The organism is Terribacillus saccharophilus (assembly GCF_000725365.1).
Classification (GTDB): domain Bacteria; phylum Bacillota; class Bacilli; order Bacillales; family Amphibacillaceae; genus Terribacillus; species Terribacillus saccharophilus.
Genome location: NZ_CP008876.1, coordinates 2324673 through 2339709 on the forward strand (window position 1 = coordinate 2324673; position 15037 = coordinate 2339709).

A 15037-nucleotide genomic window follows, 5' to 3' on the forward strand; every position below is an offset into this window, starting at 1 on the left:
TCTTTTTTTGTCCAACTATCTTGTAAAACAATATAGTTGAGGAGGAAGTCAACTTTGTCAACCAGCCAATTATTAAAAGGCATCCTGGAGGGTTGTCTGCTTGCCATCATTGCTGAGCGTGAAACGTACGGTTATGAGATGGTAGAAAAACTAGCTTCATATGGCTTTACCATGGTTAGTGAGGGCAGTATTTATCCGCTATTGCTCCGCATGAAGAAAGAAGGTCTTGTCTCGACGACGAGTAAAGTACTGCCATCAGGCGGACCAAAGCGGAAGTATTATCAGTTAACCACAGAAGGTCAAGCAGAATTAGAAGGTTTTAAAGAAAGGTGGGCGGCAGTCTCGTCCAGTGTAGATAATATTCTGAGGAGGCATCAATCGTGACATTATCTAAAGAAAGTCAGACGTTTCTTGATAACTTGCGGATTTATTTATTTGCCAGCAGCAGGAAGGAAGCAGAAGTAATTGAGATAATGGAAGAACTGGAGGACCACTTGTATGAAGCAGAGCAAGATGGCAAAAGTGTCGAGCATATCATTGGTAAGTCACCAAAAGCATACATGAAGGAAATCGAAGTAGAAGTAGAAAAGGATAGTCGGTTTTGGCTTATATTTGTTCCGCTAATCATGTTGAATGGCTTTGCGTATCTTATCATGAATAAAGCAATAGCAGATGATCGGAGTTATTCCTTGTTGGCTCTAATTGGAAGTCCCGCCGTATTTGTGATCACAATACTATTACTGTTTAGTTTATATCGGTTCATAGCGGCAAATAAGGTATCCAAGAAAGTGACATTATTTCTATATTTGCTAATGGGAACAGTGCCTACTGCAATGTTCATTGGAATACTATTAACAGATCTTTTTATAGAGACACCAGCGATAACAATCAGTCCGCTCATGAATACAGTTGTAATCATTGCTGCTTGCCTCATTTTTATTGCTGCAGCATTATACTGGAAAGCGTGGATTTCTGTCGTAGTACCGGCAGTTCTCTATATTCCTCAGATAATTTTGCGATACACTAATATAAATGAGGAAAGTAAGTTTTTCATTTTAATGTCGATCTTTATTATTCTGTCTCTTTCGATGACGATATGGTACTTTATACAAAATAAAAAAGAAGATTAACGCATGCTGTGGCATGCGTTTTTTTATTGACTGGAAAATGATTTGCATGTAATATATACCTAACAAATGCAATTTATATATTGCATAGGAGAATCCTATTTATGAAAAACAAAGTGAAGTTTACAAGAATGGAACAGAAAATGACGCAGGAGCAACTGGCCAGGCAAGTGAGGGTCACCAGGCAGACTATTGGTTTGATCGAAAAAGGAGAGTACAATCCCACGCTTCAGCTTTGTGTTGCAATCGCAAAGGCGTTAGGGAAGACATTGGATGAATTATTCTGGGAGGTAGACTGAATGGAGAAAACATGGATTCGTTTTTTGCTGCCGGATGATGAATATAAGCGGAGGAATATGCTTGTTTATTTTGCGGAAGCGGCTATTCTGCAGCTGATAGCTATGATTGTGTTGCTTGTTACTTCTCGCCTCAAGCCTTCCCTTATAGATAGTGAGATTGCATTGTTGTGTTTGCTCTTCGGGACAATAGCTTACATCTGGATTCGTTACATACTGTCTGGTATGGAGTTTGCTGAAATCATGACAGAAAAAGCTTACCGACGAGAGAGGAAAGTAATTGTAATTAAATCAACGTCATTTCTTCTTATTATGTGTGTAAGCATGTCGTCATTCTATGCATTTGGCTCGATGTCAGTCCCTCTAATAGAGGGTCTAATCGTAACCTTCATTGCAGCATTACTGCTATTCTTAACTAATTATGTATCACTAAAAAGGTCCTACCAGAAAAACCGAGAACTGATTGACTGACCAGATCATTTACCTGTCTAAGCACTGCATCTCGCAGTGCTTTTTTCGTGTTTTTTGGGTAGAGAAAGGAATTTGTTTTTGCTGAAGGGAAACAGTAGACAAGACAAAGGAGGAGTACGGATGAAACGTATTGGCCAGCAGCTTGCTATTTTCCCACTTATGTTCTTGTTATTATTTGTCCCTACCGAAACATTGGCACACACCCATGAATACCCAACATTGGAAAAGGTGAAGAAAGTTGAAGAAGCTGGATTCACGAAAAAAGGTTTAGCGAAAGTGGATGAATTAATTGAAACTGATATTGTAAATGGGTTTCCAGGAGCATCACTAATCATTATAAAAGACGGAAAGATTGTGAAGGATTCCCGGTATGGTTACCGCCAGGTGTATGACGGACTGGAGGAGATGAAGCATCCTAAGAAAGTGAAGAAAGATACATTATATGATCTGGCTTCCAATACAAAGATGTACGCCACCAATTTTGCACTGCAGTATCTGGTCAGTGAGGGAGAAATCAGGTTGACGGATAAAGTCAGTGATTTTATTCCTGAATTCAAGGATGAGGCAAATGCAGAGATAAAAGGGAAGGATACTATTTTGATACAAGATCTGTTGCAGCACCAGGCAGGTTTTCCGGCGAGTATCGAGTTTCACAATCCAGATACAGCAGGAGCATTTTATTCGCAGGATCGAGAGCGTACAATCGAACTATTGCCTAAGGTTCCGCTTCAATATGAACCTAGAACAGACCATCTGTATAGCGACATCGATTATATGCTCTTGGGTGTCATAGTGGAACGTGTGACAGGAGAAAGACTGGATGCTTATGTGGACGAGACCTTCTATGAGCCGCTCCGTCTGAAGAATACGATGTTCAATCCATTGGAAAATGGTGTGAAGGTGAAAGATGTGGCTGCCACCGAGCGGCTCGGGAACACAAGAGATGGGTATTTCTCTTTCCCGAATATCAGGACGGAAACAATTATTGGAGAAGTACATGATGAGAAGAGCTATTATGCAATGGATGGAATATCCGGCCATGCGGGACTTTTCTCAACAACGAATGATATGGCTGTTTTGCTGCAAGTCATGCTGAATGGCGGAGGGTATGGCAGACAGGAATTTTTCGATGAAGATGTAATTGATGAATTTATAGAGGCTTCCCCTACAAATGAAACGTATGGCCTTGGCTGGCGCAGAAATGGCGATGAAGGGACGATGGATTGGATGTTTGGTTCGTTAGCAAGTGACACAGCTTATGGTCATACGGGCTGGACCGGCACAGTTACGATCCTCGACCCAGAATATGACCTTGGTATTGTTTTGCTGACAAACAAAAAGCACACGCCTGTGCTCAATCCGGCAGAAAACAGTAATCTGTTTGCTGGTGACGAATATGCAACAGGAGATTATGGACCAGTTGTCCAGGCAATATATGAGGCAATGAAATAAAACACGGTCATAGACCGTGTTTTTTCATGTGATAACGAGTGCGCGTCTTCCCATCGCATCATAAATTCTAGTAAAATGGGCTTTTTCAATCTTTATATGCTCTCCGCTTTTATCAGTTGATTCACAGTCATGAAAATAAACGTAGTCGTCATCCATGCCGGTGACAATGATGCAATGCAGCGGGCGGGGTGCTTGAACGACCTTCCCGGCTGGAGTGTGCCAAATACGTGGAGTGGGCATCTCGTGATGAATTGTAAACCAGACTAATACAGGGCATTTATTTGCAACATGGGTTTCAATGACGTCAAATGCTTCTCCGTAAAGTGCCAGACTGCCGGACCGGTACTTATCTGCTACTTGTTTCAGGGGATTAGGATTAATTGTAATGCCATTATCGAATGGATCACCGACAAATCCATCTTCTGGGTCGCCCCATATGCGGATCGTTCCATCTTCATTGCGTTCTACAGACGTATCATCCATAGGCATTTCACGGGCTAATAATAGTTTGTCGGCAGCTTCTCCATAATAAGAAAGAGCCATTGCCAGCGCAGTCACTTCACAGCCGGAAGGCAGCTCGGGTCGCTGTTTGATGTAAGGTACGTCTAGTAATTTCATATCTCATCCCACCTTACGTGCATTTTTTCCTAATTATAGCAATAGAGCAGGGGCGTTGCATGAAAAATTCCACCGAAAGTAAGATGTGGCCAAGAGACGAGCTTGATATAATGGACAGACAATAGCATAGATGACTCAAGGGTGGTCGGCTCACTTATCCCTCCAGGGAGGGAGGTGATGCCTCTGACAGTATTCGAAACGCTGACGCTGATGATTTCTTTCGGTACGCTGGTTGTTGCGATTATGTCTGATAAAAACCAAAAAAAATAACCACCCTTGAGTGACAGCTCATGATGGGTAGGTTATTTTTTCGCTCTTCTGTGGGTCGATTCCTTTGAGGAATCCTTGCTATTGCTTGACCGTTTGATGTTACCAGCACCAGGCGGTCTTTTTTCGTTATTTATCTTATGCACATTCTATCGTAAATAAACCTTGTTGTCATGTGTTTTATGTACGTCTGAAAAGTCTAACCCGAAAACCTCAGTAAACCCATATTTCCCTTCCTCAGTAAGAAGGAGTGCCCGTGAATCTGATTTTTTTCTCAGCCAGTCCAATTCCAGAAAACGTTCCAGCATTGCATGTCCCAATGCGCCAGCGAGATGATGCTTTCGCTCGCTCCAGTCTAGGCAGCAGTGGCAGAATGAACGCTTTTTTCGTCGCGTTGTTTCCAAGTTGATATCAAAACTAGTGAAAAATGTTTCTCCCTTTGTTGTGAGGACATATTGATCGTGATCTTGAACTACATAACCACTATCAATCAGAGCTTTCGCAACTTGTATGCCGAGTGAGCCAGCCAAATGATCATAGCAGGTTCTGGCATAGCGGATAGCTTGGTCTTCAGCTGCCTGCTTGAAGGAGGAAACTGGAGCAGCTGGTGTGATTGTTAGCAGAGATTCGATTATTTGTGCAATAGCGGGATCTTTTAGTCCGTAATAACGATGACGTCCCTGTTTGGTTTGATCAAGGAACCCGGCTTCTTCCAGCTTTTTTAAATGAAAGCTGGCTGTCTGCGGTGTGATACCGGCAGCTCGGGCTAGTTCCCCGGAAGTGTGGTATCTGCCATCAAGCATATAAGTGAGCATGATACTTCGTGACGAATCACTAAGCAGGCTAGCAGCTGCTGCGACGTGTTGAGGGTGCAAATATATTCTCCTTTCCTAACATCCATATTTCGATGACGCTCGTAATATCTTTATTTTAAGCTAAAGATGGAGAGGGGAGAAGCATGATGGAAACAAAAACAATCAATCCTAAAATTTTATATTACGGCAACCCTGTTGTTCTTCTCACGACAGTGAATGAAGATGGAACGACGAACATCAGTCCGATATCCTCTTCCTGGGCATTGGATCATTTTCTTGTCATCGGTCTCGGTACAACCGGTAAAGCATATGAGAATTTACAGCGGAGAGGGGAATGTGTGCTGAATATTCCCAGTCCTGATTTATGGCAGCACGTCGAAAGTCTTGCTGCTTGCACAGGAAAAGATATTGTTCCCTCGGATAAAGCAGCATATGGATACATCTCTGTAAAAGATAAATTCCACACAGCCGGTCTAACGAGAAAAATCTCTTCGGTTGTGAGTGCCGAGGCTATTGCAGAATGTCCATTACAAATTGAAGCAGAAGTAAGACATATTAGAGAACCGGACTATATGGAGGGTATTGCTATTATAGAGGTGCAAGCTGTAGCCATCCATGCTCAGGAGAGCATTATAAAAGACGGAAAGCATATCGATCCGAGTAAGTGGAGTCCGCTTATTTACAACTTCCGTCATTACTTTGGACTTGGAGAAGAATTAGGTAAGACAGCGCGAGCATAAGAAGAACCCCTCATCTGTATGATGAGGGGTCCCTCTATTTAACTAGTAAAAGTTCTTGGAAAGTCGTGAAATCTTGAATGATGCCTCCAGCACCAAGCTCATTTTGTTCAAAGGCTTCATAATTCTTACCGAAAGGATCGATTGCAATAATTGTACCGATTCCGGCTTTTTTCGCAGCTGTAAGACCAGAAAAGGCGTCTTCGATAACAAGACATTCGTTTGGCTGCAGACCTAGTTTTTTAGCTGCTATCAAGAAGATATCGGGAGCGGGTTTCCCAGGGAAACTGCCATCATCGAATGTGACAGTTTCAAAATCGAACCACCTATCTAGCTTGAATACCTCGAAGTAGAAGGCAACATTCTCTTTCACCGTTGCTGTAGCTATCGTACGAGGCATGCCTTGTGCTTTCAAGTGATCCAAAGTCTCCGCCAAACCTTTTGTCAGTACAAGGTCTTTTTCATTTTTCAGGCATAGATCCCGGTAAAGACCTTCCTTTTCATCGGATAACTTCTGGATATCTTTCTTTGTGAGGTCCTTGTTGATGAAGTGTCGTAAAATCTCACTATTCGTACGACCGTGGATATTGGTGAAAATTTCTTCATCTGTTATGCCTGTTGCAGTATACTTGCGGATCATGTGGAACCAAGCCTGTTCATGTAAATGGGAATCCAGGAACATGGTGCCGTTGAAATCAAAAATGATGCCCTTCATTTTTATTCCCCCTTATGCCTGTTGTGGTAATTGCAACTCAACATACTGCTCGTAATGCGCCTGGACGTCTGATCGTATCTTGTCATCCGTTAGTAGATAATCCATATCATGCAGGTTGTAAAATACATAGAAATCTTCCCGATTGAATTTCGTGTGATCCACAAGCAAGTATTTACTGCGTGAATTGTTCAGCGCAATTTGATGCGCCTCACCTTCTTCAATACTGTAGGTAGAAATCTCTTCATTATGAACCCCGTTCGCGCTGATGAAGGCCTTCGTAAAATTGAGCTTTTGTAAGCTACTATTTACAAGTGGACCAACAAACGTACCGGTATTTTTGCGGAAGTCACCACCGATCAGCATAATCTCAGCTGTATCACTCTGTGTCAAGATTTCAAACACTGGATAGCTGTTCGTGATAATTCTGATTTTCTTATGAAGTAAGTGGCGGGCAAGCAGCTCAATCGTTGTTCCAGGACCAAGAAATACTGTATCTCGGTCGCTTACGATAGAGGCGGCTAATGAAGCAATCTGTGTTTTTTCCTCTACTTGAACATCTAGCTTTTCTACATGGGACAGCTCCTGATCCATTGCATGGGTAATGCTTTGTGCGCCACCATGTATCCTCACTAGCTTCCCTGCTTTATCCAATTCATCTAGATCTCTGCGAATTGTCATATCTGAAACGTTCAATTCGTGGATAATATCGTTGACTGTTATGATTCCTTGTTTGTTGACGATGTCCACTATTTTTAATAAGCGCTCTCTTTTCAACATATTTTCACCTCTAAACTTTAAACATAACTTATCATATGCAACTTTATACAGTCAATATAAATAAACAACAACAAACATTTATTTGATCAAATCTATATTAAATTACCTAATTATAGAAATATTTTCGTTGACAGGTATATTGTATCCGTTTACAATGAACGAAAGATAACAAAAACAAACAATTAATAACTATTCAAACAAACATTTTGAAGGAGGAATCCAATCATGTATAAGTTGCCAGAGGATTTCATATTTGGAGGAGCAACAGCAGCCTATCAAGCGGAGGGTGCGACGAAGGAAGGCGGTAAGGGACCAGTAGCCTGGGATGAATTTCTGGAGAAACAAGGGCGCTTCAGTCCTGATCCTGCGAGTGATTTCTATCATCAATATCCAGAGGACATTAGACTTTGTGAGAAATTCGGCGTTAACGGTATCCGTATTTCAATAGCATGGACAAGAATTTTCCCAGAGGGTACTGGTGAAGTGAATCAGGAAGGTGTCGACTTCTACCATAATCTATTTGCAGAGTGTCAAAAGCGGAATATCACGGCCTTTGTCACCTTACATCATTTTGATACTCCAAAAACACTGTTCGATAAAGGAGACTTCTTGAATCGGGACAACTTAGACGCCTTCGTCGACTACGCAGAATTCTGTTTCAAGGAATTTCATGAAGTTCACTACTGGAGCACATTCAACGAGATTTATCCTGTTGCAACGAACCAGTACTTGCTAGGAACATTCCCTCCGTCAGTGAAAAGTGATTTTTCAATGATAATACAGTGCTTGCATAATATGATGGTTGCCCATGCTCGGACAGTTAACTTGTTTAAAGACAATAAATACCCTGGGGAAATTGGGGTTGTACATTCTTTAGAAACGAAATATCCGGCAACGGACTTACCGGAAGATCAGCATGCAGCCTTCTTGGATGATGCACTTTCCATCCGCTTCTTATTGGATGCTACATATCTCGGATACTATTCAGATAAGACAATGCAGGCACTCGAAGAAATCGCCGAAGCAAACGACGCAATCTACGAATTCCTAGAGGAAGATTTCGAGATAATGAAGAAGGCATCCCAGCGGAATGACTATCTTGGAATCAACCACTATCAATGCCATTTCGTCAAAGCATATGATGGCGAAACGCAGATTCATCACAATGGAACAGGAGATAAAGGAACTTCTGTCTACAAAGTGAAAGGGATCGGGGAGCGGATTTATAAAGAAGGACTGAAGCGGACAGATTGGGATTGGCTGATCTATCCGGAAGGTATGTACGATATCCTTGTACGTATAAAAGAGGATTATCCTCATTACAACAAAATCTACATCACGGAAAATGGAATGGGCTACAAAGATGAGTTCGAGGATGGTGTCATTATGGATGAGGCGCGTATCGACTATCTAAAAGTCTATCTTGAAGCGATTGGCAAGGCGATAGAAGATGGAGTGAATGTAAAAGGTTACTTCCTCTGGTCCTTAATGGATCTGTTTTCTTGGACAAATGGTTACAACAAGCGTTACGGATTATTCTACGTCGATTTTGAAACACAAAAGCGTTATCCAAAAGCTTCTGCTTACTGGTACAAGCGTTTAAGTGAAACAAAGACAATCAGTTGATTTCCTGCACGGTGGGTCCTGCTCGCCGTGCTTTTATGAAAAACCATTATGAAAGCATTTTAGGAGGGTTATTATGACAAAAGAATCATTACAAATGCTAGGTTTTGAGATTGTTGCATATGCCGGGGATGCGCGCAGCTCGCTAATGAAACTGCTGCGGGAAGTACGTACAGGTAACTTCGAGAATGTAGAAGAAGAGCTGAAAAATGCGGATGAGAACCTAAAAATGGCTCACAATGCACAAACGCAGATATTGGCAGATGAAGCAGCCGGCAAGGATATGGATATCGGCTTCATTTTCATCCATGGCCAGGATCATCTGATGACAACATTGCTTCTTCGGGAGCTCGTACAGGACTTCGTCGAGCTCTACCGCAAAACGAGTTAATGAGGAGGATGTAGGATGAAAGGGATTATTGGACAAATTGAGAAAGGGAAACCGTTCTTTGAAAAGGTTTCCCGAAATATCTATCTTGGGGCAGTCCGTGATGGTTTCCTGACGGCAATGCCTGCAATTCTGTTCGCAAGTATTTTCATCCTTCTGGCAGCTTTGCCGGAAGTACTAGGATTCGCCTGGCCGGAAAGTGTTTCGACATGGCTGTGGAAAGTATATAACTATTCTATGGGTGTGGTAGGCTTACTGGTTTCCGCTACTACAGCCAGAAGTCTAAGTGAATCGGTTAACCGAAAAATGCCGAAGAACAAAGTGATCAACTCGACATCGGCAATGCTTGCATCCATTGTTGGATTCATGCTACTAAGTGTTTCGCAGATCGACGGTGGTTTCTCTGCCGAATACATGGGAACCAAAGGTTTACTGGCATCATTTGTATCCGCTTTCATAACGGTTAATGTCTATCGTTTCTGTGTACTGAAAAATATTACGATTAAAATGCCAAAAGAAGTGCCAGGAACGATTTCTCAGACCTTCAAGGATATTTTCCCATTCGCATTCTCGGTTCTTGCTATGGTCATAATCGACTTGATTGTTCGTACTACGCTGAATGTGCCATTTGCGGAAGCACTCGTCAAACTGCTTTCCCCATTATTTACTGCAGCAGACGGCTATCTTGGTATCATGATCATCTGGGGTATGATGGCATTCTTCTGGTTTGTCGGTGTACATGGACCGTCTATCGTTGAACCGGCGATTGCAGCCATCATCTATGTCAATGTAGAAGCCAATCTGCAGCTATATAATGCAGGGGAGCAGGCATCCAATGTCTTGACAGTAGGTCTTGGTAACTTTGTAGGTACGATGGGTGGTACAGGTGCCACGCTTGTAGTACCGTTCATCTTCATGCTCTTGGCAAAATCCAAGCAGCTGAAGGCAGTTGGTAAGGCGTCTTTCATCCCAGTTAGCTTTGCGGTGAACGAGCCATTATTATTCTCTGCGCCGATTATCCTGAATCCGTATTTCTTCATTCCTTTCTTACTAACACCGATGATCAACGTATGTATCTTTAAATTCTTCGTTGATGTGATAGGCATGAATAGTTTCATGTATGTCCTGCCTTGGGCCACACCAGCACCAATCGGTCTTGTTCTCGGAACCGGAATGGGATTATGGTCGTTCGTGCTAGTGTTGACCTTGATTGTTGTAGACTTCTTGATTTATCTGCCGTTCTGTAAGGTATACGACAAAGAGCTCGTCATGCAGGAAGCAAGCAATGCCCAGCTGGAAGCAGCTGCGGCAAAAACACAGCCAGCAATGGCTTCAGCAGTAAGCGGCTTTGCAGCAACGCAAGCAGCAGTAGAATTGGAAGAAACAGAATCTGTTTCGAATGAAGTAAAACCAACAAACGTCCTCGTCCTTTGTGCTGGTGCAGGTACAAGTGCTATGCTAGCCAATGCTTTAACAGAAGGAGCCGAACAATTCAGCGTACCGATCTCTGCATCTGCTGGAGCATACGGCTCGCATTATGAAATCATGCAAGACTACGATATGGTCATCCTGGCACCTCAGGTAGGGTCCTACTTCGAGGATATAAAAGAAGATACTGATCGTCTCGGTATTAAATTAGCTGCAACAAAAGGGGCAGAATATATCAGTTTGACGCGTGATCCGAAGAAAGCAGTGGATTATGTTATCGGTCAGCTTAAATAAACAGGGGGAGAAACCTTTGAAAAAGAATCTCATATTGCTGTTTGTTTTACTGTTAAGTTTCTCGGGTGTATTTGCAGTAGTTCAACCAGCTGAGGCGGCTGGCTATGACAGCTCCTTCATCCGTGGTGCAGATATTTCGACGCTGGCGGATATGGAGAAGGCTGGTGCGAAGTATTATGAGGATGGTGTGCAGAAAGATCCCTTGCAAATCTTGAAGGACAATGGAGCTAACTATGTCCGACTGCGCATTTGGAATGATCCGAAAGATGTTGCGGGCAATACGTATGGAGCAGGCACAAATGATTTGAAAACGACAATCGATTTGGCCAAGCGTGCTAAAGCGAAAGGCATGAAGGTATTGCTTGATTTCCATTACAGCGATTTCTGGGTTGATCCTGGCAAGCAAAATCTGCCGAAAAGCTGGCAGGGATTATCCTTCGAACAGCTAAACACGAAGGTATATGATTATACGTACAGTGTACTTGCGGAAATGAAGAAACAAAATGTCTACCCGGATATGGTTCAGATAGGGAATGAATTAAATAGCGGCATGCTGTGGCCTCATGGTAAGAGCTGGGGGGGAAGGGGGCGGTGAATTCGACAGATTGGCAGCTTTCCTCAAGTCCGGTATTAAAGCGGTGAAGGATACAGAGCCGAAAGATACTACCTTGATGCTGCACTTGGCAGAGGGCGGTAATTATGAAACCTTTAAATGGTGGTTCGATGAAATTACAGCCCGCAATGTGGAATACGATACAATTGGAATTTCCTATTATCCTTATTGGCACGGTACGCTGGATGACTTGGAAACAAATATGAATAATATATCCAAGCGCTACGGAAAAGATGTCATTGTTGTCGAAACAGCTTATGGTCATACTACGGGTAACGCCGATGCAAAGGAAAATGCATTTGGTCAGGAAGAAGCTGCAACTGCCGGTTATCCAGCAACCCCGAAAGGACAACATAATTTCATGCAGGATCTGGTAACGTCAATACAGCAAGTGCCGAATAAGAAGGGAACAGGATTCTTCTATTGGGAGCCGCTATGGAATAATGGAAAAGTATCCTGGGCAACGACCGCAGGTATGAATTATCTTGGTGTTACAGATGAACCGGGTAATGAGTGGGATAACCAAGCAATCTTTGATTTCAATGGAAATGCATTGGATGCTGTGAAGATCTTTGGTACTCCAAATGCGGGTGCCCAGACAAATTATGCGAAGAATCCCAGTTTTGAATCAGGCGGATCCTCTGGAACTCCGGCGGATTGGACAAAATGGACTGCTTCTGGAACAACAAGCACAGCTGTCAAAACAGAAGCCGATGCACTTGATGGGAATTACAAGTTATCGTTCTGGGATTCAAAAGCATATGAAGCTTCTGTCTACCAGCAGCTGACTGGTTTGCAGAATGGTACGTATAAACTATCTGCTTGGGTAAAGTCTGGCGGCACACATACAACTTCTGAGATCTATACGAAGAATGGCAGTACACAGCTGAAGCAGACAATACCTGGTGTTGCTTCGGATTGGACAAAAATAACACTTGATAATGTCAAAGTCACAGACGGTAAAATAGAGATTGGCATCTACAACAAAGCTCAAGCGAACGCTTGGCTGAATGTCGATCACATAAAGCTACAAAAAAAATAAAGAACAGCCCGCAGCTAATACTGCGGGCTGTTCTTATTCAGTTGTCAGTGCTTCAAGAGAGTCCAGAATATGATCAATCAGATTCGGCAGATCCTCCATCTGATTTTCATTCACTTTCCTGTCAAAGCGGACTTCAGCAGTATTTTGATAGTGCTTTTGCTGTTTATCATACGTATATTGCAGCGTTTGTTCCGGTCGGCTAGGCGGCGTCCAAATCTGAGTCAGGATAGACTCGATCAGAGGACATTCTGTATCAGGATCTTCTACTGTCGTATAGAAGAAGAGGCGTAATGTACAGCCCGGAGTTTTGTCCGGCTCTTCCAAAATCTCATCTGCCAAATCACGTAAGGAAGCTTCCAGACAGATTTCAGCGGTCACATTCGCATTTGCCTGCAACGTGAATCCGAGACGGAATTCACGTGACATGGAGGCCAAATCCATGCGGTCATGGCGGGATACAATGGTGATTTCCTTGTCTAAGTTATCCAAATCGTAAAGCTGATTCTCGAAAGCCACTTTCAAGTTATCGAATACAGTAGGATCGAACATCGTGCAGGACCTCGCTTTGTTTATATGAGAAAACTCTAGCACAAGGCTGATATAGAAACAATCTTTACCCTGGGATGCTAGTAAAAACAGTGCATATTCGTTACAATTTTATGGAAGACAAATGAGGTGACGAACGTGTTTAAGATACTATTAATCGAAGATGACAAAAGTCTGTTCGAAGAAATCAGGACGCGATTGACGCAATGGTCTTATGAAGTGCATGGGATAGAAAACTTTGGACAGGTGATGGAAGAGTTCTCAAGTGTGCAGCCGGAGCTTGTGCTGATTGATATCCAGCTCCCCAGCTACGACGGATTCCATTGGTGCCGTATGATACGGGCACATTCCAATGTTCCGATCATCTTTCTGTCGTCTCGGGACCATCCAATGGATATGGTCATGGCAATGCAGCTTGGCGGAGATGATTTTGTCCAAAAACCGTTTCATTTTGAAGTGCTGATTGCAAAAATACAGGCTATTCTTCGCCGTGTTTATAACTATAATACCGATAACGTTACATTGAAAACATGGAATGGTGCAACGGTTGATTATGAGAAAAATGAAGTGGAAAATGATACGGGTAAAGTAGAGTTGACGAAGAACGAAATGTATATCCTGAAACTTTTAGTAGAACAGAAAAACAAAATTGTTTCTCGAGAAAAGCTGATTACAAGTCTATGGGATGACGAGCGTTTCATCAGCGATAATACTTTGACTGTTAACGTAAATAGACTGAGGAAAAAGCTGGATGATATCGGACTCGGGCAGCAGATTGAAACAAAAGTAGGGCAAGGCTACTGTGCGCTGGAGGCAAGTCAGCTATGATCCGAAAGTATCTTCGGGATAAAGCAAGCTGGATAGGTATGTTTGTCCTGCTTTCTGGTTTGCTGCTATTAGTGGCGTATGTGGATACGACGATTCCATTTGATTCCATTTTCTATGTACTTTTGCTGTTCTGGCTGCTGCTTGCGGTATTCCTTTTCTTCCGTTATCACCGGGAAACGCGTTATTACCGTGGTTTGAATGATTGGGAGAAGAGTTTAGACGCATCAACATTACCAGAACCAGATCGGCCATACGAATATATCGTTCATGAGAGTCTTCAAGAACAGGTCAATTTCTTGAATCGAACTTCTTCTGATCGCCGTGAGTCATTAGAGCGGGAGAAGGATGAACTGCTCTCCTGGATTCATGAAGTAAAGACACCGCTGACTGCTATGCAGCTAATTATTGAACGTATTGAAGATGATGTACTGAAGCAGCAGCTGACATATGAATGGCTGCGTGTACACATGCTGTTGGATACACAAATCCATCAGAAGCGTATCACCTTCATTGAGAATGATTTATATATAGAAGAAATCGAACTACAAACTGTCATCAGTCAGGAAATCCGCAACTTGCGTTCTTGGTGTATGCAAAAGGGAATTGGATTCGACCTGGATTTGCAAACAGAGCTAGTGCTGAGCGATACAAAATGGCTCACTTTCATCCTGCGTCAGCTGTTATCTAATGCAGTAAAGTATAGTGAGAACAGTGATATTTATATTTCTAGTGCGAATATCGATGGCCATGTGCAGATTCGTATTCAGGATAATGGTATTGGAATTGATGTAAAAGACTTGCCGCGTATATTTGATCAGGGGTTCACATCGACTATCCAGCATAATAAAGCTGCCACCGGAATGGGGCTTTATTTGACCAAGAAGGCGGCAATACCTCTGAAAATCAAAGTGGATGTAGCTTCCGAACCTGGTAAGGGCACATGCTTTACACTCACTTTCCCGAAACGAAACGATATGGTCGGCATGACTGGCGTGTGACA

Annotated in this window: 19 protein-coding genes; 14 read left to right on the forward strand and 5 right to left on the reverse strand. The window is 42.7% G+C overall.

Features of this window, described 5'->3' with window-relative positions; genetic code table 11:
• The first annotated feature begins 54 nt into the window (after positions 1 to 54).
• The 5 genes from GZ22_RS11765 to pbp4b all read left to right on the forward strand — a co-directional run bounded on the left by GZ22_RS11765 (position 55) and on the right by pbp4b (position 3346).
• Complete coding sequence (locus GZ22_RS11765) at positions 55 to 384, forward strand: PadR family transcriptional regulator (protein WP_038562732.1); 330 nt, start codon at positions 55 to 57, stop codon at positions 382 to 384.
• Positions 381 to 1130 carry a DUF1129 domain-containing protein gene (locus GZ22_RS18045; protein ID WP_051748234.1) on the forward strand — a complete coding sequence of 250 codons (750 nt, stop codon included), beginning with the start codon at positions 381 to 383 and terminating at the stop codon, positions 1128 to 1130. Before GZ22_RS11765 ends, GZ22_RS18045 begins: the two co-directional genes overlap by 4 nt.
• Before the next feature lie 101 nt (positions 1131 to 1231).
• A complete protein-coding gene (locus GZ22_RS11775) occupies positions 1232 to 1426 on the forward strand; it encodes a helix-turn-helix transcriptional regulator (RefSeq protein WP_038562735.1) in 195 nt (64 codons plus the stop codon).
• Positions 1427 to 1894, forward strand: a complete 468-nt coding sequence (locus tag GZ22_RS11780) for a hypothetical protein (RefSeq protein ID WP_038562737.1) — start codon at positions 1427 to 1429, stop codon at positions 1892 to 1894.
• Positions 1895 to 2053: 159 nt separating this feature from the next.
• The gene (gene pbp4b, locus GZ22_RS11785) at positions 2054 to 3346 is read left to right on the forward strand and encodes a penicillin binding protein PBP4B (RefSeq protein WP_281176686.1); all 1293 of its coding nucleotides are present in this window, start codon (positions 2054 to 2056) and stop codon (positions 3344 to 3346) included.
• Between the two features lie 24 nt (positions 3347 to 3370).
• Here pbp4b and GZ22_RS11790 read toward each other — a convergent pair whose 3' ends face one another.
• Positions 3371 to 3964, reverse strand: a complete 594-nt coding sequence (locus tag GZ22_RS11790) for a C39 family peptidase (protein ID WP_038562742.1) — start codon at positions 3962 to 3964, stop codon at positions 3371 to 3373.
• A 177-nt stretch (positions 3965 to 4141) separates the two neighbouring features.
• On the opposite strand from GZ22_RS11790, the gene GZ22_RS18875 reads away from it, so the two are divergent.
• The gene (locus tag GZ22_RS18875) at positions 4142 to 4234 is read left to right on the forward strand and encodes a putative holin-like toxin (protein ID WP_245609660.1); all 93 of its coding nucleotides are present in this window, start codon (positions 4142 to 4144) and stop codon (positions 4232 to 4234) included.
• Between the two features lie 146 nt (positions 4235 to 4380).
• Here the strand turns inward: GZ22_RS18875 and GZ22_RS11795 are convergent, their stop codons facing one another.
• Positions 4381 to 5106: an ArsR/SmtB family transcription factor gene (locus GZ22_RS11795; protein ID WP_038562744.1), complete on the reverse strand. Its 726-nt coding sequence runs from the start codon at positions 5104 to 5106 to the stop codon at positions 4381 to 4383.
• A gap of 83 nt (positions 5107 to 5189) precedes the next feature.
• On the opposite strand from GZ22_RS11795, the gene GZ22_RS11800 reads away from it, so the two are divergent.
• Positions 5190 to 5786 carry a flavin reductase family protein gene (locus GZ22_RS11800; protein ID WP_038562745.1) on the forward strand — a complete coding sequence of 199 codons (597 nt, stop codon included), beginning with the start codon at positions 5190 to 5192 and terminating at the stop codon, positions 5784 to 5786.
• A gap of 34 nt (positions 5787 to 5820) precedes the next feature.
• Here GZ22_RS11800 and GZ22_RS11805 read toward each other — a convergent pair whose 3' ends face one another.
• Both GZ22_RS11805 and GZ22_RS11810 read right to left on the reverse strand, forming a co-directional pair.
• Complete coding sequence (locus tag GZ22_RS11805) at positions 5821 to 6498, reverse strand: HAD family hydrolase (protein WP_038562747.1); 678 nt, start codon at positions 6496 to 6498, stop codon at positions 5821 to 5823.
• Between the two features lie 12 nt (positions 6499 to 6510).
• Positions 6511 to 7275, reverse strand: a complete 765-nt coding sequence (locus GZ22_RS11810) for a DeoR/GlpR family DNA-binding transcription regulator (protein ID WP_038562750.1) — start codon at positions 7273 to 7275, stop codon at positions 6511 to 6513.
• 225 nt (positions 7276 to 7500) lie between these two features.
• Between GZ22_RS11810 and lacG the strand changes: the two genes are divergently transcribed.
• The 5 genes from lacG to GZ22_RS11830 all read left to right on the forward strand — a co-directional run bounded on the left by lacG (position 7501) and on the right by GZ22_RS11830 (position 12663).
• A complete protein-coding gene (lacG, locus tag GZ22_RS11815; protein WP_038562753.1) occupies positions 7501 to 8901 on the forward strand; it encodes a 6-phospho-beta-galactosidase in 1401 nt (466 codons plus the stop codon).
• A 73-nt stretch (positions 8902 to 8974) separates the two neighbouring features.
• Positions 8975 to 9289, forward strand: coding sequence for a PTS lactose/cellobiose transporter subunit IIA (locus GZ22_RS11820; protein ID WP_038562755.1), 315 nt, complete (start codon positions 8975 to 8977; stop codon positions 9287 to 9289).
• A 15-nt stretch (positions 9290 to 9304) separates the two neighbouring features.
• Entirely contained in the window at positions 9305 to 11008 is a 1704-nt protein-coding gene (locus GZ22_RS11825; RefSeq protein WP_038562757.1) for a PTS lactose transporter subunit IIBC, read from the forward strand.
• Positions 11009 to 11024: 16 nt separating this feature from the next.
• Positions 11025 to 11603, forward strand: coding sequence for a glycosyl hydrolase 53 family protein (locus GZ22_RS18775; RefSeq protein ID WP_217258981.1), 579 nt, complete (start codon positions 11025 to 11027; stop codon positions 11601 to 11603).
• Positions 11572 to 12663, forward strand: coding sequence for a glycosyl hydrolase 53 family protein (locus GZ22_RS11830; RefSeq protein ID WP_217258982.1), 1092 nt, complete (start codon positions 11572 to 11574; stop codon positions 12661 to 12663). The genes GZ22_RS18775 and GZ22_RS11830 overlap by 32 nt, the downstream gene beginning before the upstream one ends.
• A gap of 33 nt (positions 12664 to 12696) precedes the next feature.
• On the opposite strand, the gene GZ22_RS11835 is transcribed toward GZ22_RS11830, so the two are convergent.
• Positions 12697 to 13212 (reverse strand): hypothetical protein, encoded by a 516-nt coding sequence (locus GZ22_RS11835; protein ID WP_038562760.1) that lies wholly within the window; start codon positions 13210 to 13212, stop codon positions 12697 to 12699.
• 135 nt (positions 13213 to 13347) lie between these two features.
• On the opposite strand from GZ22_RS11835, the gene GZ22_RS11840 reads away from it, so the two are divergent.
• Together GZ22_RS11840 and GZ22_RS11845 are read left to right on the forward strand one after the other, a co-directional pair.
• A complete protein-coding gene (locus GZ22_RS11840; protein WP_038562762.1) occupies positions 13348 to 14037 on the forward strand; it encodes a response regulator transcription factor in 690 nt (229 codons plus the stop codon).
• Positions 14034 to 15035 (forward strand): sensor histidine kinase, encoded by a 1002-nt coding sequence (locus tag GZ22_RS11845; RefSeq protein WP_038562764.1) that lies wholly within the window; start codon positions 14034 to 14036, stop codon positions 15033 to 15035. The genes GZ22_RS11840 and GZ22_RS11845 overlap by 4 nt, the downstream gene beginning before the upstream one ends.
• Positions 15036 to 15037: the final 2 nt, after the last annotated feature.